This window comes from Kribbella sp. NPDC005582 (genome assembly GCF_040605415.1).
GTDB lineage: Bacteria > Actinomycetota > Actinomycetes > Propionibacteriales > Kribbellaceae > Kribbella.
In genome coordinates this window covers 1,650,813-1,669,579 of record NZ_JBEXCU010000001.1, presented here as the reverse complement: position 1 = coordinate 1,669,579, position 18,767 = coordinate 1,650,813, and the positions used below count along the sequence as shown (strand labels likewise).

Here is an 18,767-nt window from a genome sequence, read left to right as displayed (position 1 = left end):
GCGCGCCGACTGGGTTTGTGACGGGAAAACAGGGGATGTTGATGAGTTCACTGTGGGACGAACTGATCCATGAATTGGGGACGGTGCGCGCGTTGAGCGCGGCCGCCTTGGAAGCGCGCTCGGAGTCGTCGCGGGTCGCGCTGATCACGTTGCTGGATGCCGAGACCGCGGAGATCTCGGCCATCCTCGACCAGATTCTCCGCGAGGCCCGGCAATCGGCCGAGACGCGGCAGTCGTCAGCGGCCTAGGAGCTGATTGACGGCCTGCTGCAAGGTTTCGGCGGGATCGGCAGGGAGCTCGGACGCGCGATAGCCGATGTGTGCGTCCGGGCGGACCAGCAGACAGCCGTGATCCGGGATCTCGCGCACGCGCGCCCAGTCGCCGTACAGGTCGTCGAGCTCGCGGCCCGGGCCGATCACGAAGGACTCGATCGGTACGCCGAGCTGTTCGGCAACGGACTGGGCTGCCTTGACCCAGGCCTCACCGCCGATCCCGGTGAGCAGGGTGAACCGGCCTTTGCCGACGACATCGAGCGTGCTGACGGTGTCCGATCCGCGAGTCAGCCAGCAGTGCGGAATGCGTGCGCCTGGCCAAGTGGTCGGGTGGTAGTACAGCTCCGGATCACGCTCGTACGGCGGCTCCGGCGTACCGTCGGCGATCACCGCGGCCGAGTGATAGCGCTGACCGAGCTCGACGCCGTGCGCGTTGAACTCATAGTCCTTGAGCTCGATCGCGGTCCGCAGTTCCTCGCGCTGGGCGATGCCTTCCGGGGTGTCGTCCTTGCGGGAATCGATGGTTCGGCCGGCCGGAGCGTCCGGGGTCATGCCCAGGGCGGTGAAGATCTGGCCGAACTGGGTGCGGCTCTTGTTCGCCCGGTCCACGATCTGCTTGGCGATCGGCGTCCGCTCCTCGTCGTACGTTTCGAGCAGCTGTGGCGAGGCTTGGTCCTTGAGGACGAGAGCGAGTTTCCAGGCCAGGTTGTACGCGTCCTGGATCGAGGTGTTGGAGCCGAGACCGTTGCTCGGCGGATGCCGGTGGATCGCATCGCCCATGCAGAACACGCGCCCGCTCGACGCCTTCTCGGCGTACATGTGGTTCACGCTCCACACCGAGGTGCTCTTCAGCTTCACGTCGATCGTGTCGTCACCCACCAGGTTGTGCACGATCTCGGTCGCCATCGCCTCGTCGACCACCGGCGCGGGCTGCGTGATGTCGTAGCCCCAGACGATCAGCCACTCGGTCCACGGGCGGACCATCCGGATCAGGCCGGCGCCGATCCCTCCTATCTGTGCCCCGGGCTGCAGTACCCAGTAGAGGACGCTCGGCCGGTGCGCGACGTACTTGGAGAGGTCGGCCTCGAAGACGATGTTCATCGAGCCTTCGATGTCCATCGCGCCCGCCATCGGCAGGCCGATGTCCTGGGCAACCTTGCTGCGGCCGCCGTCCGCGCCGATCAGGTACTTCGCCCGGATCTGGTAGATCTCGCCGGAGAGCCGGTCGCGGACGGTGGCGGTCACACCGTTGTCGTCCTGCTCGAGCGACAGGTACTCGGTGTTGAACCGGACCTTCGCGCCGCGGGCGGCCGCCGTACTGACGAGGATCGGTTCGAACAACGTCTGCGGGAGATCGCAGGGCAGCACCGGACTGGCCTCGGTGTAGTCGGCGAGCCGGCGCGGATGCGTGCCCCAGGTGCGGATCCGGCCGATCTCCTCACCGGCGAGGCTGGTGCAGAAGGCGGTCTGGCCCATCAGGTGGTGCGCGGTGCCCTTGCCGGTGATCTGGTCCTCGATGCCCATGTCGCGCATCAGCTCGATCGTGCGCTGGTTGGTGATGTGGGCGCGGGGCGTGTTGGCGGTCCAGCCGTAGCGAGTCAGTACGACGGTGTCGACGCCGTACGTGGACAGGAAGAGAGCGGCGGCGCCACCGGCTGGGCCGCTGCCGACGATCAGGACGTCGGTGGTGATCATTGCGGCTCCTCGGCGAGTACCAGGTCGTAGGTGACGGAGTAGTGACCATCGGGGTGTTCGGTGAAGTCGGTGACCAGCGAGTCCTTAACGCCGAAGACTGCGTCCGCTTGCAGATAAGGGTCTTCGGCTTCGAAGACGTGGGTGATGAGGCGGCGGTAGCCGGGCGCGGTGACCATGAAGTGGATGTGCGCGGGACGCATCCAGCCGCGTCCCGCTGCGCGGAGCAGCTCGCCGACCGGTCCGTCGACGGGGATCGGATAGGCCACCGGCTTCACCGCCCGGAAGGAATAGTTGCCGTCGGCATCGGTTGTGAGGTGGCCGCGGTTCTGTGGTCCAGCCAGACCGTCCTTCTGGACGTCGTAGAACCCGTCCTCGTCGGCCTGCCATGTCTCGACGGTCGCGCCTTCGATCGGCTCGCCTTTGGTGTTCAGGACGCGGCCGCTGATCAGGCACGGTACGCCGGGGGCGCCGTTCGCGATGTCGTCGCCGTTCTTGACCTCGGGCGAACCCTCGACGAAGAACGGTCCGAACACCGTCGACTCGGTCGCACCACTGGTCGCCGGACTGCCCAGGCCGACGGTCAGCATGGACAGGCCGAGGACGTCGGCCAGGAGCACGAACTCCTGCCTGGTTCCGGTGGAGATCTGTCCGGTCCGAGTGAGGAAATCGATCGCGAGGAAGTACTCCTCCTCGGTGAGGTCGACCTCGCGCGCGAACGCGTGCAGATGCCGCACGAGCGCACTCAGCACCTCTTTGGTCCGCGGCGCTGGGCTGCTGTCGAAGCTGGCCACCACCGCGTCTGTCAGGTCTTCGCCTTGCAAGTCCATCGCTGTGCCTTTCATGCTTCGATCACCATCGCCAGGCCCTGCCCGACGCCGATGCAGAGAGTGGCCAGTCCGTAGCCGCCGCCGCGCCGCTTCAGCTCGTGCGCGAGGGTGGTCAGGATGCGCGTACCCGAGCTGCCCAGGGGATGCCCGAGGGCGATCGCTCCGCCGTTCACGTTGACTTTCGTGAGGTCGAGGTCGGGCCACTCACCCAGGCATGCCAGGCTTTGCGCGGCATAGGCCTCGTTGAGCTCGACCAGGGTCAGGCCGCTCCAGCCGATACCTGCCTTGGCCAGCGCTTTGTTGGCGGCCTCGACCGGTCCGATCCCGAAGTACTGCGGTTCCACGCCGTGCACTGCTCGGCTGACAATCCTGGCCAACGGTGTTCCGAGTCTGTGTGCTGTCGCCTCGTCGGCCATCAGTACGGCGGATGCCCCGTCGTTGAGCGTGGACGCGTTGCCGGCGGTGACCGTGCCGTTGTCCCGGAAGGCGGGCTTCAGCTTGGCCATCAACTCCGGCGTACTGCCGTCGCGAATCGACTCGTCGCGGGTCAGCGGGGTGTGCTTCTTCGGGAGGATTTCGGTGAGGCGGTCCCACGGCAGTACCTCGTCGTCGAAGGTGCCGGTGGCCCAGGCCTTGGCCGCTTTCTCGTGACTCTCCAGGGCGAACAGGTCCTGCGCTTCCCGCGTGACGCCGTACTTCTCGGCTAGTTGCTCGGTCGCTTCGCCGAGGGAGATCGTCCATTCCTTCGGCATCCTCGGGTTGATGAAACGCCAGCCCAAGGAGGTCGATTCGGCGTGCAGGCTGCCGTGGGGGAAGGCTCGGTCGGGCTTCGGGAGCACCCAGGGTGCGCGGCTCATCGATTCCACGCCACCGGCGATCACCAAGCTCGCGTCGCCGGTCTCGATCGCCCGGGCCGCTTGGATCGCGGCTTCCAGGCCGGACCCGCAGAGGCGGTTGACCGTCGTACCGGGGACGCTGGTGGGAAAGCCGGCCAGGAGTGCGGCCATCCGGGCGACATCGCGGTTCTCTTCGCCGGCGCCGTTCGCGTTGCCGAGGATGATGTCGTCGAGTTCGGCCGGGTCCAGGCTCGGGGTGCGGCGGACGAGTTCTTGCAGGGTGACGGCGGCGAGATCGTCGGGGCGGGCGCCGGACAAGGCGCCGCCGAGTTTGCCGACCGGGGTGCGGACGGCGTCCAGGAGGTAAGCGGATCTCATCGGGGCGCTCCTTCGGGGCGGGTTCCGGCCCAGGCTCTGGTGAGGATGTCGTCGACGTCACCGGGGAAGCGTTCGGCGGCCTCTTTGGCCTGCTCGCGGGTGAGTCCGAGCGTCTGCAGGCTGGTTGGGACCTTCGCTGCCTCGAACAGCTCGAAGAGACCGGTCGCGAGATCGTCGGTGTGGAGGGCTTCCTCCAGGCGGCGCTTCGCCTGCGGGACCTCGGGGGCCTTCGCTCGGGCCACTTGGGGGAGTACTGCTGCGTGGGTCTCGGCGTGCGGAAGGTTGTAGGTTCCGCCGAGGAGGTGGCAGAGCTTGTGGTGGATACCTGTACCGGCCGACGCGAGCGCCGTACCGGCGAGGCAGGCGCCGAAGAGCAGCTCGCCGCGGGCGTCTGCGTCGGTCGGCTCTCGAAGAACCTTTAGTAGACCGTCCGCTAATGCTCTCGCGGCTTCTACTGCCGTGGTCTCCGTGATCGGGTTCGCCTTCTCCGTCCACACTGCTTCCACACAATGCGCGAGCGCGTTGGCGACACTCGCCGCGGTCACGTTGAGCGGTAGCTGGAGCGTGAGCTCGGCGTCGTAGACAACAGTCTTCGGCAGTACTCGCAGGTCGGTGCCGGTGGTCTTGCTGCCGCCGCTCGTCTCACCCCACACCGGTGTCATCTCGGAACCGGCGTACGTGGTCGGTACGGCGAGGATCTGCACGTCTGCGGTGAGTGCGATTGCCTTGGCCAGCCCGATCGCCGAGCCGCCGCCGATCGCGACCACTCCGTCGGCTTCGACCTCGCGTGCTTTTGTGCGCGCTGCCTCGGCGACTTCGGTCGGTACGTGCTGCCGGACGCCGTCGATCCGGCCGGCGAACCGTTCCTTCAGTGCCGCCTCGACCACATTGGCTGCTTGGTGCGCTGATCCGGTCGCGATCAGGAGGGCACGCCGTACTCCTAGGAGCTCGATCTCGGCGGCCACCTGCTCCAGCGAGCCTGCGCCGAAGACCACTCGGCTCGGATAGGACGTGTGCACGAAGTTCTCAGGCATGGATGACCTCGCGGGCACGCAGTCTGCGCAGCACGTCCAGCTCGTGCGCGGTGGGCGGTGGGACGATTTCGATGCTGTCGGCAACCTTTAGCTCCCACCCAGTGGCCGCACGAGCCTGCTCGACGGTCACGCTGGGATGCAATCGAGTCAACGTCAACTCGTTGGTCTGCGGATCCGGCTCCAGTACGCCGTGATCCGTGATCACCAGCGTCGGACCGGCACCCGGTGCTTGCCGCTCGCGCCCCGTCGGCCCGAAGCCAACGCTCGTGATGAAGTCGACTCGCTCGACGAACGTCCGCAGCGACTGCTTGACGATCACGATCACCCGCCCCGCGTTGGCGGCGATCTCCGGCGCCCCGCCCGCGCCGGGCAGCCGGGTCGTCGGATGCTCGTGGTCGCCGATCACGGTGGTGTTGATGTTGCCGAACCGGTCGATCTGCGCGGCCCCGAGGAAGCCGATGTCGATCCGCCCGGCGCCGACCCAGTAGTTGAACATCTCCGGTACCGACACCACCGCGGTCGCGGTCGCGGCCAGGTCGTCGTCCCCGATCGACAGCGGCAGCCGGTGCGGCTTCGCGTCGATCGCGCCCGACTCGTACACGAGCCGGCAGTTCGGTGCATGCGTGTGCCTGGCCAGGTTCGCCGCGAGGTTCGGCGGACCGACCCCGACCAGGCACACGTCCCCGTCATGCAGTTCGCGGGCGGCGGCGACGTTCATCAGATCGGCGCTGTCAGACATAGTCCTGCTCCTTGGCCCACTGCAGGAAAGCGTCGCGGTCCCGCGACACCGCATCCCACTGCTGATAGAAGTCGTTGTCCCGCACGGAATAGCCGTCCGCGTACGAGGGCCACGCTCCATTCGGTACGACGCTCACCGCGGCCAGCACCCATTCCGGCAGCACGACCGCACCGGTGCGTTCAGGGAACTCGTCGACGACTTCTTCGACCGTGACGATCGCCCGCTCGGCCGCGAGGACCGCTTCTCGCTGCACACCGGTGATTCCCCACAGCATCACGTTGCCGGCGCGGTCCGCGAGCTGAGCATGGATGACGGTCACGTCCGGGTTGATTGCCTTCACCGCGGCCAGTTCCTCGCCGGTGAACGGACAGGTGACCCGGCCGATGATGTCCCGCTGTTCTTCCAGATCCGTACCGCTGTAGCCGCGCAATACGGCGAAAGGCAGTCGCGCTGCACCGGCGACGTACGCGTTGGCCAGTCCGGCGTGGCTGTGTTCGTGAACCACCAACTGGTGTGGCCACTGGTTCTCCACGGCGTCACGGAGCCGGTGCAACGAGCCGACGCCGGGGTTGCCGCCGTACGAGAAGACGAGCTCGTCCGCGACGCCGAGGCCGATCAGTTGGTCGTAGACGACGTCGGGCGTCATCCGGACGAGCTTCAGGTGCCGTCTGCCCTGGCGGGCGATCTCATGGGCCGCGGCGAACGGGATCAGATGCGTGAAGCCTTCGAGCGCGACGGTGTCGCCGTCGTGGACGTGGGTCGCTATCGCTTCGTCGAGAGGGACTGGACGTGGCATGTGCGGCTCCACTATGATTTCGCTGAGCGAAAAGTTCTTCTTTCAACGAAAAGTAGGGTAGTCGGTGGCCGGAGACGCGTCTAGTGGGACGTTCCTGCAGGGGCTCGAGCGTGGGCTCGCGGTGATTCGCGCGTTCTCCGCCGAGGCGCCGGCGCTGACGCTGAGCGAGGTGGCGCGCGACGTCGGCATCACCCCGGCGACCGCGCGGCGGATCCTGCTCACGCTCGAACAGCTCGGCTACGTCCGCACCGACGGCCGTCAGTTCTCGCTGACGCCGCGCGTGCTCGCGCTCGGCTGGGCGTACCTGTCCTCGCTGGACCTCGGCGAGCTCGCCGGGCCGTACATGGAAGAGCTGAGCGCCGCGACCCGCGAGTCCTGCTCGATCGCGACGCTCGACCTCCCCGACATCGTGTACGTCGCCCGGGTGCCCACGAGCCGGATCATGACTGTCGCCCTCGGCGTCGGTGCGCGGCTGCCTGCCTATCCCACGTCAATGGGCCGGGTCCTGCTCGCCGGTCTCTCCGCGACTGACCTCGGTGCCTACCTGTCCGACGTACAGGCCGAGCAGCTCACGCCTCGCACTGTCACCTCAGCTGACGAACTCCGATCAGTCGTCGAGGCGGCCGGCGCTGACGGCTACGCGCTGGTCGATCAGGAGTTGGAGCTCGGCCTGCGCTCGCTCGCCGCTCCGATCCACAACTCCCGCGGCCGCGTGATCGCCGCCCTCAACGTCTCGGCCCACGCCTCCCGCTCCACCCTCGACTCCCTCAGGTCGGAAGTCCTCCCGCACTTGTTGCGCGCCGCCGACCAAATCACCACCGCCCTCAAGCACCGCGGCCACCTCTAGCCGCCCACCTTGAGCACCCGGCGTACTCGGTCAGCCGAGGCCGATCTGGGCGTTGAAGGACTGGTTGTCCCAGAAGAGGTACTCCTCGTCCATGGTGTTGTGGCGGTTCCAGATGCCGACGGTGGCCATGGTGATGCGGTAGGGCTTGTTGGTGGGCTGGATGTAGCCGCCCTTGCCGTCGGGCATCGGGCGGGTGAAGGTGCCCTCCATGATCCCGGTGACGGCGGTCAGTTCGTTGGTCGCGAGGCGTAGCGGGTGCTCGTGGATCCGGGTGTCGGGCGCCCAGACGAACATCGCCTTCAGGTCGGCGATGTGCTTGTCGATGCCGTCGGTGAAGTGACCGTCGGGCCAATGCACGCGAATGTTCCGGGCGTGGCTCTCGTCGAGGCGGTCCCACTTCTGGCCGGAGAAGATCTCGAAGTCGAGCTCGTCGAAGATCCGTAGGTGCCGCCGCTCGGTCGGCGAGAGGTGCGCCGGGTAGGCGGAGTCCGCGAGTGCGGTGCCGCTGTTCACCGCCGCCAGGGCCAACGCCCCGAAACCTACCGCGCCGCTGTTCTTGATCAAGGAACGCCGATCGATCGCCATGGTCACTCCATCTCGTATCTGTAGTTTCTGCTGGATACTGCTTACCAATAGAAACTAGAAACTTCAAGTACCTGGTTCCCGAGACGAACTACACTGGGCAGGTGACCGAGCAGGAGATCGAGTACGACGTGTTCTCCTCCGCATGCCCGTCGCGCCCGGTGCTCGAGGACGTGACCGGGCGGTGGGGAGCGCTGGCGCTCGGAGCGCTGGCCCACGGGCCGCTGCGCTTCAACGAGCTCCGGCGGCAGGTCGACGGAGTGAGTCAGAAGATGCTCGCCCAGTCGCTGCAGGCGCTGGAGCGGGACGGCCTGGTGCTCCGTGATGTCCAGTCGACGTTCCCGCTGAAGGTCGAGTACAGCCTGACGCCGACCGGCGCCGTACTGGCCGGCAAGCTGCTGGACCTGATCGGCTACCTGACCACGAACATGCCCGCGATCCTCACCGCCCAGTCCGACTACGACGAGGCCCACGCCGACTGACCGTTGGTCAGTGAGCGCGGGCCTCGGGGTGCTGGGGTCAGGAGCGCGTGGACTCGAGAATCTCCAGGTAGTGCGGGTTGTTCATGATGCCGATGACGTTGCCGAACGGATCCGCTACCGAGGCGGTCCGGAAGCCGGTGTTCACACCGCGCTCGGTGATCTCCTCGATCAGAGTCGCGCCGAGCTCGATCAGCCGGGCCAGCGAGGCCTCGAGTTCGTCCACGTGCCAGTAGAGGACGGCCCCCGCCGAACCGCCGTCCACCGTGTGTGATGCGAACTTCGAGTTGATGATGCCGAGCTCGGCCTGGAAGTCGCCGATCCGGAACTCGACGTACTGCGGGTCGTCGGCCGACGGGACCGCGAAGTAGGCCTCGACCCCGAGGAGTTCCTGGTACCAGTCCCGGGCCGCCTTCACGTCCGCCGCGTAGAAGCTCACAGTCGCCATGCCTCGCAACATTTGCCCACATCCCTCTTCTGCTGTGCTGATGTCTCTACTCTCGCAGCAGAAGAGGACAGGTTGTGGCCGCTACTTGGAAAGGCTGAAACTGATCAGTCGGTCTGGGTGACCTTGCGCAGGCCGCGGGGTGCGTCGGGGTCGAGGCCGAGCTTGCGGGCGAGAGCCTCGATCACGCGCTGGGCCGGGATCACCAGGGCCAGCGGGGCCAGGGTCTCGGGGAGATCCGGGCCGACCAGGTTCACGTCACAACGCGCAGCGAAGGCCGGGTCGCCGCCGATGCCGAGGATCTTGCTGCCCTTCTCGCGGACCAGGCCGGCCAGCTCGGTCATCCCGGGCAGCGCCGGGCCTTCGCCGGCAGCAACGAGGATTGTCACCAGGTCGGCGTCGACGACCGCGATCGGGCCGTGCTTCAGGTCGGCGTACGACAGGCCGCGGACCGGCTGGAGGCAGGTCTCCTCGAGCTTGAGGGCGACCTCGAGCGTGGTGCCGAAGGTCAGACCGCGGCCGCTGGCGAGCACGTCGTGCGCACCGGCGAGCAGTGTGGCGGCTTCCTCGACCGAACCCTCGAGCATCTTCGCGGCCGCATCCGGGACGCGGGCGATGTCGGCGTCCAGCGTGCCGGGCTTCTGCGCCAGGGCGTCGACCGCGACGGTGATTGCGGCGAGCTGGGTGGTGTAGGTCTTGGTCGCCGGGACCGCGAGCTCCTTGCCGGCCTGCGTGATCAGGGCGACGTCGGCGGTCGAGGCGAGCGGGCTGTCGCCGTCGTTGGTGATGCCGACAACCGCTGCGCCGTTCCGCTTGGCCCACTCCGCGGTGTCGACGATCTCCTGGGTCGCGCCGGACTGGCTGACCGCGACCACCAGCGAATTCGACAGGTCGAGGTTGGCGCCGTACAGCGTCGCGACCGACGGAGCGGCCAGCGCGGCCTGCCGGCCGGCGTGAATCTCGGTCAGGTAGCGGCCGTAGACACCCGCGTTGTCGGACGACCCCCGAGCCACGAAGATGACGTTGCGGCGACCCGCGGCGAGCCGCGTGATGTCGTGCCGCAACGGGAGAACGTGCTCGAACGTCGCGGCCAGAGCGGCCGGCTGTTCGGCGATCTCGCGCGCCATCTGGGTTGCCGGGGCGGGGACAGACACCACTGCGATCACTGGTCCTATCTGGTCTTAACAGGTATGCTGCGCACCATAGCAGTGAGCGGCGTCCCGGGGCACCCCCGAGGCCCGCCCAGGTCTGGAGGATCGAGATTCGATGGTGGCGACGAAACGGGCCCAGGTCCGATCGGTGCTGGAACGACTGATCGATGTCGAGCTGCACCCGGGGGACCCGATCCCCTCGGAGCGGGCCCTGGTGGACAAACTGAACGTCTCCCGGGTGACCGTCCGGCAGGCGATCAGCGACCTGGTCGAGTCCGGCGCGCTGGAGCGGGTGCACGGCAAGGGCACCTTCGTCACCGGCCCGCAGGTCGACTCCCAGCTGCACCTGACCTCATTCTCCCGGGAGATGCGGGCCCGCGGTCTGGAGCCTGGCACGGTGGTCCTGTCGGCCACCGAGATCGAGGCTTCCGACGAGACCGCGAAGGGACTGCGGGTCGCCAAGGGCACCAAGGTGATCCGGGTCGAGCGGCTGCGCACGGCCGACGCGTCGCCGATGGCCTACGAGGTCGGCTTCTACCCGTCCGCGCTCTTCCCCGGCCTGCTCGGCCGTGAGCTCGGCACCCTGTACGACGTCTTCGCCAGCGAGTACGACGTCGTCGTCACCTCCGGTGAGCAGACCGTCCGGGCGGACAACGCCGACGGTCACGTCGCCCGGGTTCTCGGCGTGGCCAGGCGGGCACCCCTGCTGGTCCTCGAGCGCACCACCTTCGCCGGCCGCAAGGTCGTCGAGCTGTCCTGGTCGGCCTACCGGGCCGACCGGTACCGGCTGCACATGGCCCTCACCCCGCGGGGCCCGCGCTCCGGATCGGCCTGAAAGCTGTAACAAACTGGATCGGTCCTGTTCATCAACTGGTCTGTTCCGCTGCCGTTCGCTCCCCGGCCACCTGGCCGGCTCGGCAGGCGGGCTGCTGGGTACGACGAAGTACCCGGCGGCGATACTGGAGCTCAACCCACAGGAACTTTGTTGTGAGGAGTACCGCGAGACATGCCTATTGCCACCCCTGAGGTCTACGCCGAGATGCTGGACAAGGCCAAGCAGAACCGCTTCGCCTACCCGGCCATCAATGTCAGCTCCTCGCAGACCCTGATCGCCGCGATCCGCGGTTTCGCCGAGGCGGGCTCGGACGGCATCGTCCAGGTCTCCACCGGCGGCGCCGAGTACCTGTCCGGGTCGACCGTGAAGAACATGGTCACCGGCTCGGTCGCCCTGGCCGCCTACGCGCACGAGGTCGCCAAGAACTTCCCGGTCAACATCGCGCTGCACACGGATCACTGCCCCAAGGACAAGTTGGACGGCTTCGTCCGCCCGCTGCTGGAGATCTCCGCCGAGCGCGTCGCCCGCGGCGAGAACCCGCTGTTCCAGTCGCACATGTGGGACGGCTCGGCCGTGCCGCTCGAGGAGAACCTCGAGATCGCCAAGGACCTGCTGGCCAAGGCGGCTGCGGCGAAGATCGTGCTGGAGATCGAGGTGGGTGTCGTCGGCGGTGAGGAGGACGGCGTCGCCAACGAGATCAACGACAAGCTCTACACCACCGTCGAGGACGGTCTCGCGACCGTCGAGGCGCTCGGCGCCGGCGAGCACGGCCGCTACCTGACCGCGCTCACCTTCGGCAACGTGCACGGCGTCTACAAGCCAGGCTCGGTCAAGCTGCGCCCGGAGATCCTCAAGGAGATCCAGGACGCCGTCGGCGCCAAGATCGGCAAGGAGCGCCCGTTCGACCTGGTCTTCCACGGCGGCTCCGGCTCGACCCTGGAGGAGATCCGGGCCGCGGTCGACCACGGTGTGATCAAGATGAACGTCGACACCGACACGCAGTACGCGTTCACCCGTCCGGTCGCCGCGCACATGTTCGGCAACTACGACGGCGTCCTGAAGGTCGACGGTGAGGTCGGCAACAAGAAGGCCTACGACCCGCGCGCGTGGGGCAAGGCCGCCGAGGCCGGTATGGCCGACCGCGTCAAGGAAGCCTGCGAGAGCCTGCGCTCCACCGGCACCTCGCTGAACGCCTGACATCTGGTTCCTCCTTGCAGGACTGGGTTTTGGAGGGGCTCGTCGCTTCGGCGACGGGCCCCTTCGTCACATCCGGGCGAAGTCCACGTGCCGGATGTCGGTACGGCGGGCCGCCCGGGCGAACGTGCTCGTGATGCGGTCGAGCACGGCCTTCGGGTGGTCGAGATCGGTCCACGAGATCCAGCAGGTCTCGACCGGCGGAGGACCGTCCGCGGCTGGAACGGGTGGCGGCTGCTCGGCGTCCTCGTCGGGTTCTTCGCACCAGTAGGGATGACGGAGCTCGAACTCGAGCAGTGTGCGCTGCTCGGGAAACCACAGGGCCGCTTCGCGCTCCGGTACTTCGACACCTGTCGGCAGTACCTCGGCCGGCTCCGGGAGTCCGCCCGCCTCGAGGATGAACCGCAGCCGCGATTCCGCCACCGAGGCCGAACCTCGGCAGTGCGCGAAGACGCCGAGCGCCCGATCCCCGCCGTACTCGAGGAGGCCGGCGGCGCGGCGCAACGTGCGCTTGGAGGCGAGACCGGCGTACAGGGCGGCGTCGGCGAGGGCGATCGCCGGGATGGTCGGCGCTGTCGCCGCCACCTCGGCGACGGCCCGGGCCGCGGACACCATCGGCAGCCGGTTCCAGATCAGCACGCCCGGGCCGACCGGATCCCGGATGTGCCGATACACCCCGCCGACTCGGCCACGCCGACCTCCGGTGGCCGTCACGTGCACGGTCGAGAGGTCCAGCCCCCACACCGGCAGCGCATGCAGAGCCGCCGCCGACTGATGGCTCGCGAAGACCAGCCCGCCACCCGCCCGCAACACCCGATGCACGCGCCGCAGGTACAGCGCCGCTTCCGTCACGACCTCGAACGCCCGCTGCTCCGCATACGTCCCGCGCCGGATCCGCCGCCACCCGCCGCTCGCCAGCAGATAGTCGATGTCCGCGTCGTCGTAACCACAAGCCCGGGCATCCGCCCGCCGAAAGACCCCGCCCCGAAGGCAGGCCATCACCGCAAGTTGAGGATTCATACCCAAGAAGGTGCAGCAATCACCCCCTCGATCCACCAACAACTTCCAACCTGTGGAGAACTCCTAGGCAGGCCGGATCCGGGCATAAAAAATGCTCGTCATGTGACTATGACGAGCTCGGCGCGGGTTGGTACCCAGGGTTGCCAGAGGAGGGGCATGTTGGCCTCTACCGGGGTGCGGTTGCCCTTGCGCTCGTTGCAGGAGGCGTGGGCGGCGACCGCGTTGAGCCACTCGGTGCGGCCGCCCCGGGACCTGGGTTGGACGTGGTCCATGGTGTCGGCGTTGTCGAGGCCGCAGTAGGCGCAGCGGAACTTGTCGCGGCGGAGGACTCCGTGTTTGGAGTACTTCATCCGGCCGGCGGCGTAGCGCCAGTGGGTGACGACGTAGCGGACCAGGCGCAGCACGCGGGGGACCGGGAACGGGCCGATGTATCGCTCTCCGTGCGCCTCTTCGACGACCGCGACCTCGCGGACCAGCATCCGGATGGCGTGCTGGACCGAGACGGTGTGCAGCGGCTCGTACGACGCGTTCAGGACGATGACGCTCATCCGGTGCCTCCTTCCGGCCGTAGCTGGGAACCACGGCGGTGTTGACGCAAGGGTCTCAAGCATCCGTGGCCGCTCGGTGAACGGTCAACGGATTTCGCCAGACGGTCACGTGCCGGGTCGGCGGCGTGATCGGCGAAGATGTGCTTATGGAATTGAACAATCTGCTCTCAGGCCCACCCGAGACATTACTCCCAGTGGACCCGGCCGCGGCGGAACTCGCCGCCGGGGCTCCCGCGGTCGAGGTCGCGGCCCGCTTCCCGGCCTCGTCGCTGGCCTGGGGGACGCTCGCCGAGGCGGCCCTCGCCGACGGCAACACCATCGAGGCCTACGCCTACGCCCGGACCGGTTACCACCGGGGGCTCGACCTGCTCCGGCGCAACGGCTGGAAGGGGCACGGCCCGGTCCCGTGGGAGCACGAGCCGAACCGCGGCTTCCTGCGCTGCCTGGCCGTTCTCGGCAAGGCCGCCGGCATCATCGGCGAGACCGAAGAGGCCGAGCGCTGCTCGACCTTCCTGCGCGACTCGTCACCCACCGCAGCCGACGTACTGGCCTGAAACAGGGTTGCTGGGCTGGTCACCCCGACGGCAGGATGCGTCGGATGACCAGCCCCTACGCCCAGCACGGTTTCCGCGTCGGCTTCGATTGGGGTCCGGTCGGCGCCGAGGTGGTTGCCGGACACCTGGTCGCCGTCGTCGACGTCCTGTCCTTCACCACAGCAGTCACGGTCGCGGCCGACCTCGGCATCGACGTCTACCCCTACCGCTGGCGTGACGAGACAGCCGTCGCCTACGCCAAGCAGTACGACGCCCAGCTCGCAGTCGGCCGTTCCGAAGCCGGCCCCGGCGAGGTGAGCCTGTCCCCGATCACCATCCGTCAGGCGACCGGTGTCACCCGGCTGGTACTGCCGTCGCCCAACGGCTCGACCATCACGCAGCAGCTCAGTGACAGCGGCGCCACTGTGATCGCGGTCTCGCTCCGTAACCGACTGGCAGCCGCGCAGTGGGCCAACCAGCGCCTCGCCGAGGACCCGACTCTGAAGGTCGTCGCGATCGCGGCCGGGGAGCGCTGGCGCGACGGCTCGCTCCGACCGGCTGTCGAAGACCTCTGGGGCGCAGGTGGCTTCCTGAGCGCGCTGGAGAGCGAGGGCCTGTCACCGGAGGCCCGAGCAGCAGCAGCGGCGTACGACGCAGTGGCGGACGAACTGCCGGCACTCCTGCACGACTGCGCCGGCGGACGTGAGCTCACGCAGTACGGGTATCCCGAAGACGTGCGGATCGCGGCAGAGGTAGACGAGAGTCACTCCGTGCCGGTGCTGAGAGACGGTAAGCTGACCACGTCAATCTGAACGATGATTTCTGCCCGTTGACAGAGCCGGCAGGCGGCGCGCGTCCCCGCTTCCTGCCGAACATGGACGGTTGTAGGCGGATTCGGCAGACCGGTGAAGCTGGACGCCCACGGTCGGCCCCCGCCCCGACGGGCAGCGGAAGGCTCTACCGTGCCGGCACTCACCGGACGGCTCAGCTACGCCCAAGTACTCCGTACTCCCGGGGCGTGGAAGTTCTACCTCGCAGCTGCACCAGCTCGAATCGGAATCGCCATGACGAGCCTCGGCATCGTCTGGCTGGTCCACGGATCCACTGACTCGTACGCCGTCGCCGGCACCGTAACCGGCGGATTCGCGGTCGCCGAAGCGCTGGTCGGACCGCAGGTCGCCAAACTCATCGACCGCTTCGGCCAGACCCGGATGCTGCCGATCATCCTGCTCACCCATGCGCTGGCGATGGCCATGCTGATCGGCCTGGCTGTTGGACAGGCGCCACTCTGGGTGCTGGTCGGAGCAGGCGTCCTCGCCGGTGGGTCACTCCCGCAAGTCGGTGCGCAGACTTCGGCCCGCTGGGTCTATGCGCTCCGCGGCTCCGGTCTGTTGTCATCAGCCTTCGCGCTTGAGGCTCTGAGTACCAGCGTCGCGTTCCTGGTCGGCCCAGGCCTGGTCGGCCTGGTCAGCTCGCTGTGGAGCCCAGTAGCCGGCACGGTGCTGGCAACCAGCCTGCTGCTGGCAGGCGGCTTCAGCCTGGCGGCTCAGCGTCGGACAGCTCCGCCCCCGGCGGCAGCTGGTCACCAGGTGCGCTCAAGTCGCTTGCTGCACAAGCGATTCCTCGCACTGGTTGCCGCCACTGCCGGAATCGGGCTCTTCTTCGGCAGCATGCAGGTGTCGGTCACCTCCTATGCAGTCGAGCGTGGAACACCGTCACTGGCCGGACCGCTGTACAGCATCACCAGTCTGGTCAGCTTGTTCGCCGGAGTGATCTACGGCGCTCGGCGATGGCGCATGGTGGTCGAAAACCAGTTCGTGCTGGTACTGGCCGTTCTGACCGCCACCTCCGTACCGCTGCTCGTCGTACAGGCCCCGTGGGCGGTCGGAGTTGCGCTGGCATTGCCGGGGTTGGCGATCGCGCCGTTCCAGACCCTCTCGGCCGTGATGACCGAGTCGTCGGTGGAACCGACAGTGCTCACGCAGGCCTTCACCTGGATGAACTCGGGGAGCGCTGCGGGGATCGCCCTGGGCGCCGCGTTCGCGGGACGCGTGGTGGACGCCCACAGCGCGCAGTACGGCTTCGCCGTCGCGCTGGCGGCGGCTCTGCTCGCAACCTCGATGGCGGTCCTGAGGCGGGTCAGCTCCCGTAGACCTCCAGTTCAACGACTCTCGAGTACGTCGGACCTTCGTTACTAGCCAGCGTTCGGATGCGGACCGCGGTGGCTGCGACTGGCGTGAACGTAGAGCTCGTCAGTCCGGCCACATTGCCGCGAACCTCGGCGACTGTTTGCCACGCGCCACCGACCATGGCTTGCACGTCCCAGTCCTTCAGGCCGTAGCCGGCGGCCGGGTACTGGCGTGAATTGAGGGTGTAGAGGTCGACGCGGCCGACGGTCTGCGGCTGGTCGAAGGTGACCTGGAGCCAGTCGGGGAAGTTGCCTTTGGTCGAGTCGTTCCAGCCGGTGGTCTTCGCCCAGTGCTCGGAGTCGCGGTCGCCGTCGACTGCGCCGCAAGCCGGATAGTTCGGCAGGTGCTCGCTGGAGGCAGTGACCGGCGTGTAGCGAGCGAGATTGCCGGTGGTGTCCACCGGCGGCTCGCCGACGTGCACTGGCAAGGTGACCTTCTGCTCGCCTGCCTTGATCTGGATCGAGTAGTCGCCCGGTGCGGTGCCGCGGGGCGCGTTGACGGCGATCGGAACCTTCAACGTGTAGCCCGGCGGCAGATAGCTGGACACCAGCTTGCGTGACAGCGTCAACGGCGTACCGGCCTCGAGGAAGGCGTCGGCGTACACGGCAGTCTTTCCGGTGTTGCCGAAGCGCAGCTCGAAGCCGGCCTTCGAACACGGCACCGGTGTCACTGCAACCTGCGCGACGTCAGTGGCGACAGTCAACGACGATCGCTCAGGTACACCAACCGCTGCCAGGACCAGTGCACCCACTGCGACGAACGAGCGCAGCCTCATCAGACCGCCTCCAGTCCCGGATTACCGGCCTCGACGACGAACGAACGGACGGTGGAGATCGGTGCGCCGGGCCGGTCGATGTACGGCACCGCGCGGAAGTCGACGCGGAGCTCTCGTTCGTCGAACCGGAGAACGGAATACCCGCGCTTCTCGTTGACGAGCTTCAGATGCGGGTTCGCGTCGAGGAACTTCTGGCCGTTGGCCGAGACATCGACACCGTTGCCGCCGCTGCTGAACGACGTCGGCACGAGCTCCACGCCGTACGTCTGGGAGGACGGATCGGCGAAGTCGCGCTTCATCTCCATCGCGTAGCCCGCATGCACGTCGCCGGTCAGGACGACAGGGTTGCGATGACGGTTCGCGGCGAGACCGGTGAGCATCACCTGTTGCTCGGTGGCGTAGCCGTCCCAGGCATCCATGTTGTAGAGCTCGGCCGGCGTGGGGTCGAGATCCATCCGGCTCATGATCACCTGGTTGGCCAGCACGTTCCAGGTGGCGCGGGAGCGGTTCAAACCAGCCAGGAACCACTCCGCCTGTGCATGACCGGCCAGCACTCGCGCAGGGTCGCGGCGCGCTTCGGAGTCTGCCTTCCAGCCGTCACCTGCGGCCTGGTCCGATCGGTACTGCCGAGTGTCCAGGACACTCAGCTCGGCCAGCCGGCCGAAGGCGAACCGGCGATACAGCAGGTAGTCCGGTCCCTGTGGAGCAGGTCCACGCAGCGGCAGGTGTTCCCAGTACGCGCGGTAGGCGTTGGCCCGGCGTACCAGGAAGTCCTCGACCGGAGCGTTGCTCTTCGAGGTCAGGCCGGCGTAGTTGTCCTGTACTTCGTGGTCGTCCCAGGTGGTGATCCATGGCGCGCTGAGGTGTGCCGCCTGCAGGTTCGGATCGGACTTGTAGAGCGCGTACTGCAGCCGGTAGCGGTCGAGCGTGTCCGCCTCGGTGCGGAACTGGTCCGGCACCGGATCGGTCAGATTACGCAGCCCGCCTGCCGCGGAGACGCCGAACTCGTAGATGTAGTCGCCCAGGAAGACCACTGCGTCGACGTCCTCGGACGCCAGATGTCCTTGGGCGGTGTAGTACCCGTCCGTCCAGGCCTGGCAGGAGCTCACGCCGAGCGTCAGTTGCCCGCCTCGCTGGCCGGGCGGGGGCGCCGTACGGGTGCGTCCGGTCTGACTGACGTGGCCGTCCACGCGGAAGCGGTACCAGTAGTGACGACCAGGCTGAAGCCCCCGTACGTCGACATGCACGCTATGCGCGAATTCCGGCCGAGCGGTGGCCCTGCCCGCGCGCACGACCTTACGGAACTGTTCGTCCGCGGCAACCTGCCAGTCGACCCCGACATTTCGGTACGGCGCTCCGCCGAGCGGCTCGAACGGTTGCGGCGCCAGCCGGGTCCAGATGACGACCGCGTCGGGCAGCGGATCACCGGAGGCGACGCCAAGCGTGAACGGGTTTCCGGTCAGCCTGCCGGAAGGCTTGAAAACTGCGCCCGGCAGGTTGGTTCCGAACGCCACCGCGGTGGCGGCGCCGGTCAGGGTGAGGAACCGGCGCCGGGCCAATCTCACCGCAGGTCTCAGATCGTGGGTCATCGC

General features: G+C 67.7%; 21 protein-coding genes. 8 read left to right on the top strand and 13 right to left on the bottom strand.

Annotated features, from left to right (window positions below; all coding sequences use genetic code 11):
• Positions 1–41 precede the first annotated feature (41 nt).
• The gene (locus tag ABZS29_RS08360) at positions 42–248 is read left to right on the top strand and encodes a hypothetical protein (protein ID WP_355459757.1); all 207 of its coding nucleotides are present in this window, start codon (positions 42–44) and stop codon (positions 246–248) included.
• Here the strand turns inward: ABZS29_RS08360 and ABZS29_RS08355 are convergent.
• The 6 genes from ABZS29_RS08355 to ABZS29_RS08330 are packed head-to-tail and all read right to left on the bottom strand — an operon-like array spanning position 237 to position 6,577.
• Positions 237–1,967, bottom strand: coding sequence for an FAD-dependent monooxygenase (locus tag ABZS29_RS08355; RefSeq protein WP_355459755.1), 1,731 nt, complete (start codon positions 1,965–1,967; stop codon positions 237–239). The two genes, ABZS29_RS08360 and ABZS29_RS08355, sit on opposite strands and share 12 nt — an antisense overlap.
• A complete protein-coding gene (locus ABZS29_RS08350; protein ID WP_355459753.1) occupies positions 1,964–2,809 on the bottom strand; it encodes an intradiol ring-cleavage dioxygenase in 846 nt (281 codons plus the stop codon). The genes ABZS29_RS08355 and ABZS29_RS08350 overlap by 4 nt, the downstream gene beginning before the upstream one ends.
• Entirely contained in the window at positions 2,806–4,008 is a 1,203-nt protein-coding gene (locus tag ABZS29_RS08345) for a thiolase family protein (protein ID WP_355459751.1), read from the bottom strand. The genes ABZS29_RS08350 and ABZS29_RS08345 overlap by 4 nt, the downstream gene beginning before the upstream one ends.
• Entirely contained in the window at positions 4,005–5,042 is a 1,038-nt protein-coding gene (locus ABZS29_RS08340) for a maleylacetate reductase (protein WP_355459749.1), read from the bottom strand. Before ABZS29_RS08340 ends, ABZS29_RS08345 begins: the two co-directional genes overlap by 4 nt.
• Positions 5,035–5,781 (bottom strand): CoA-transferase, encoded by a 747-nt coding sequence (locus ABZS29_RS08335; protein WP_355459747.1) that lies wholly within the window; start codon positions 5,779–5,781, stop codon positions 5,035–5,037. Before ABZS29_RS08335 ends, ABZS29_RS08340 begins: the two co-directional genes overlap by 8 nt.
• Positions 5,774–6,577, bottom strand: coding sequence for a CoA-transferase (locus ABZS29_RS08330; protein WP_355459745.1), 804 nt, complete (start codon positions 6,575–6,577; stop codon positions 5,774–5,776). The genes ABZS29_RS08335 and ABZS29_RS08330 overlap by 8 nt, the downstream gene beginning before the upstream one ends.
• Before the next feature lie 64 nt (positions 6,578–6,641).
• Here ABZS29_RS08330 and ABZS29_RS08325 point away from each other — a divergent pair, with 64 nt between their 5' ends.
• Positions 6,642–7,424, top strand: a complete 783-nt coding sequence (locus tag ABZS29_RS08325) for an IclR family transcriptional regulator C-terminal domain-containing protein (RefSeq protein ID WP_355459743.1) — start codon at positions 6,642–6,644, stop codon at positions 7,422–7,424.
• A 30-nt stretch (positions 7,425–7,454) separates the two neighbouring features.
• Here ABZS29_RS08325 and ABZS29_RS08320 read toward each other — a convergent pair whose 3' ends face one another.
• Positions 7,455–8,009, bottom strand: a complete 555-nt coding sequence (locus ABZS29_RS08320) for an ester cyclase (protein ID WP_355459741.1) — start codon at positions 8,007–8,009, stop codon at positions 7,455–7,457.
• A 101-nt stretch (positions 8,010–8,110) separates the two neighbouring features.
• On the opposite strand from ABZS29_RS08320, the gene ABZS29_RS08315 reads away from it, so the two are divergent.
• Positions 8,111–8,488 (top strand): helix-turn-helix domain-containing protein, encoded by a 378-nt coding sequence (locus ABZS29_RS08315; protein WP_355459739.1) that lies wholly within the window; start codon positions 8,111–8,113, stop codon positions 8,486–8,488.
• A gap of 37 nt (positions 8,489–8,525) precedes the next feature.
• On the opposite strand, the gene ABZS29_RS08310 is transcribed toward ABZS29_RS08315, so the two are convergent.
• Together ABZS29_RS08310 and ABZS29_RS08305 are read right to left on the bottom strand one after the other, a co-directional pair.
• A complete protein-coding gene (locus ABZS29_RS08310; protein WP_355459737.1) occupies positions 8,526–8,933 on the bottom strand; it encodes a VOC family protein in 408 nt (135 codons plus the stop codon).
• A gap of 104 nt (positions 8,934–9,037) precedes the next feature.
• A complete protein-coding gene (locus tag ABZS29_RS08305; RefSeq protein WP_355459735.1) occupies positions 9,038–10,084 on the bottom strand; it encodes an SIS domain-containing protein in 1,047 nt (348 codons plus the stop codon).
• 112 nt (positions 10,085–10,196) lie between these two features.
• Here ABZS29_RS08305 and ABZS29_RS08300 point away from each other — a divergent pair, with 112 nt between their 5' ends.
• Together ABZS29_RS08300 and fbaA are read left to right on the top strand one after the other, a co-directional pair.
• Complete coding sequence (locus ABZS29_RS08300) at positions 10,197–10,916, top strand: GntR family transcriptional regulator (protein ID WP_132407309.1); 720 nt, start codon at positions 10,197–10,199, stop codon at positions 10,914–10,916.
• Positions 10,917–11,087: 171 nt separating this feature from the next.
• Positions 11,088–12,113 (top strand): class II fructose-bisphosphate aldolase, encoded by a 1,026-nt coding sequence (fbaA, locus tag ABZS29_RS08295; RefSeq protein WP_355459733.1) that lies wholly within the window; start codon positions 11,088–11,090, stop codon positions 12,111–12,113.
• A 66-nt stretch (positions 12,114–12,179) separates the two neighbouring features.
• On the opposite strand, the gene ABZS29_RS08290 is transcribed toward fbaA, so the two are convergent.
• Positions 12,180–13,130 (bottom strand): type IV toxin-antitoxin system AbiEi family antitoxin domain-containing protein, encoded by a 951-nt coding sequence (locus ABZS29_RS08290; protein WP_355459731.1) that lies wholly within the window; start codon positions 13,128–13,130, stop codon positions 12,180–12,182.
• Between the two features lie 98 nt (positions 13,131–13,228).
• Positions 13,229–13,678, bottom strand: coding sequence for an HNH endonuclease (locus ABZS29_RS08285; protein ID WP_355459729.1), 450 nt, complete (start codon positions 13,676–13,678; stop codon positions 13,229–13,231).
• Between the two features lie 146 nt (positions 13,679–13,824).
• Here ABZS29_RS08285 and ABZS29_RS08280 point away from each other — a divergent pair, with 146 nt between their 5' ends.
• The 3 genes from ABZS29_RS08280 to ABZS29_RS08270 all read left to right on the top strand — a co-directional run bounded on the left by ABZS29_RS08280 (position 13,825) and on the right by ABZS29_RS08270 (position 16,409).
• Entirely contained in the window at positions 13,825–14,232 is a 408-nt protein-coding gene (locus ABZS29_RS08280; RefSeq protein WP_355459727.1) for a DUF3151 domain-containing protein, read from the top strand.
• A gap of 44 nt (positions 14,233–14,276) precedes the next feature.
• Entirely contained in the window at positions 14,277–15,023 is a 747-nt protein-coding gene (locus tag ABZS29_RS08275; RefSeq protein WP_355459725.1) for a 2-phosphosulfolactate phosphatase, read from the top strand.
• Between the two features lie 93 nt (positions 15,024–15,116).
• Positions 15,117–16,409 carry an MFS transporter gene (locus ABZS29_RS08270; RefSeq protein ID WP_355459723.1) on the top strand — a complete coding sequence of 431 codons (1,293 nt, stop codon included), beginning with the start codon at positions 15,117–15,119 and terminating at the stop codon, positions 16,407–16,409.
• Here ABZS29_RS08270 and ABZS29_RS08265 read toward each other — a convergent pair.
• Positions 16,351–17,103 carry a discoidin domain-containing protein gene (locus ABZS29_RS08265; protein WP_355459721.1) on the bottom strand — a complete coding sequence of 251 codons (753 nt, stop codon included), beginning with the start codon at positions 17,101–17,103 and terminating at the stop codon, positions 16,351–16,353. The two genes, ABZS29_RS08270 and ABZS29_RS08265, sit on opposite strands and share 59 nt — an antisense overlap.
• A 71-nt stretch (positions 17,104–17,174) precedes the next feature.
• Complete coding sequence (locus tag ABZS29_RS08260; protein WP_355459719.1) at positions 17,175–18,764, bottom strand: alkaline phosphatase D family protein; 1,590 nt, start codon at positions 18,762–18,764, stop codon at positions 17,175–17,177.
• Positions 18,765–18,767 lie beyond the last annotated feature (3 nt).

Bases quoted from the DNA above. Each gene is read 5' to 3' on its own strand.
- ABZS29_RS08330 (WP_355459745.1), bottom strand. From the start codon at position 6,577: ATGCCACGTCCAGTCCCTCTCGACGAAGCGATAGCGACCCACGTCCAC.
- ABZS29_RS08340 (WP_355459749.1), bottom strand. From the start codon at position 5,042: ATGCCTGAGAACTTCGTGCACACGTCCTATCCGAGCCGAGTGGTCTTC.
- ABZS29_RS08360 (WP_355459757.1), top strand. From the start codon at position 42: ATGAGTTCACTGTGGGACGAACTGATCCATGAATTGGGGACGGTGCGC.
- ABZS29_RS08285 (WP_355459729.1), bottom strand. From the start codon at position 13,678: ATGAGCGTCATCGTCCTGAACGCGTCGTACGAGCCGCTGCACACCGTC.
- ABZS29_RS08320 (WP_355459741.1), bottom strand. From the start codon at position 8,009: ATGGCGATCGATCGGCGTTCCTTGATCAAGAACAGCGGCGCGGTAGGT.
- fbaA (WP_355459733.1), top strand. From the start codon at position 11,088: ATGCCTATTGCCACCCCTGAGGTCTACGCCGAGATGCTGGACAAGGCC.
- ABZS29_RS08275 (WP_355459725.1), top strand. From the start codon at position 14,277: ATGACCAGCCCCTACGCCCAGCACGGTTTCCGCGTCGGCTTCGATTGG.
- ABZS29_RS08355 (WP_355459755.1), bottom strand. From the start codon at position 1,967: ATGATCACCACCGACGTCCTGATCGTCGGCAGCGGCCCAGCCGGTGGC.
- ABZS29_RS08350 (WP_355459753.1), bottom strand. From the start codon at position 2,809: ATGAAAGGCACAGCGATGGACTTGCAAGGCGAAGACCTGACAGACGCG.
- ABZS29_RS08260 (WP_355459719.1), bottom strand. From the start codon at position 18,764: ATGACCCACGATCTGAGACCTGCGGTGAGATTGGCCCGGCGCCGGTTC.
- ABZS29_RS08335 (WP_355459747.1), bottom strand. From the start codon at position 5,781: ATGTCTGACAGCGCCGATCTGATGAACGTCGCCGCCGCCCGCGAACTG.
- ABZS29_RS08280 (WP_355459727.1), top strand. From the start codon at position 13,825: ATGGAATTGAACAATCTGCTCTCAGGCCCACCCGAGACATTACTCCCA.
- ABZS29_RS08290 (WP_355459731.1), bottom strand. From the start codon at position 13,130: ATGAATCCTCAACTTGCGGTGATGGCCTGCCTTCGGGGCGGGGTCTTT.
- ABZS29_RS08300 (WP_132407309.1), top strand. From the start codon at position 10,197: ATGGTGGCGACGAAACGGGCCCAGGTCCGATCGGTGCTGGAACGACTG.
- ABZS29_RS08310 (WP_355459737.1), bottom strand. From the start codon at position 8,933: ATGGCGACTGTGAGCTTCTACGCGGCGGACGTGAAGGCGGCCCGGGAC.
- ABZS29_RS08345 (WP_355459751.1), bottom strand. From the start codon at position 4,008: ATGAGATCCGCTTACCTCCTGGACGCCGTCCGCACCCCGGTCGGCAAA.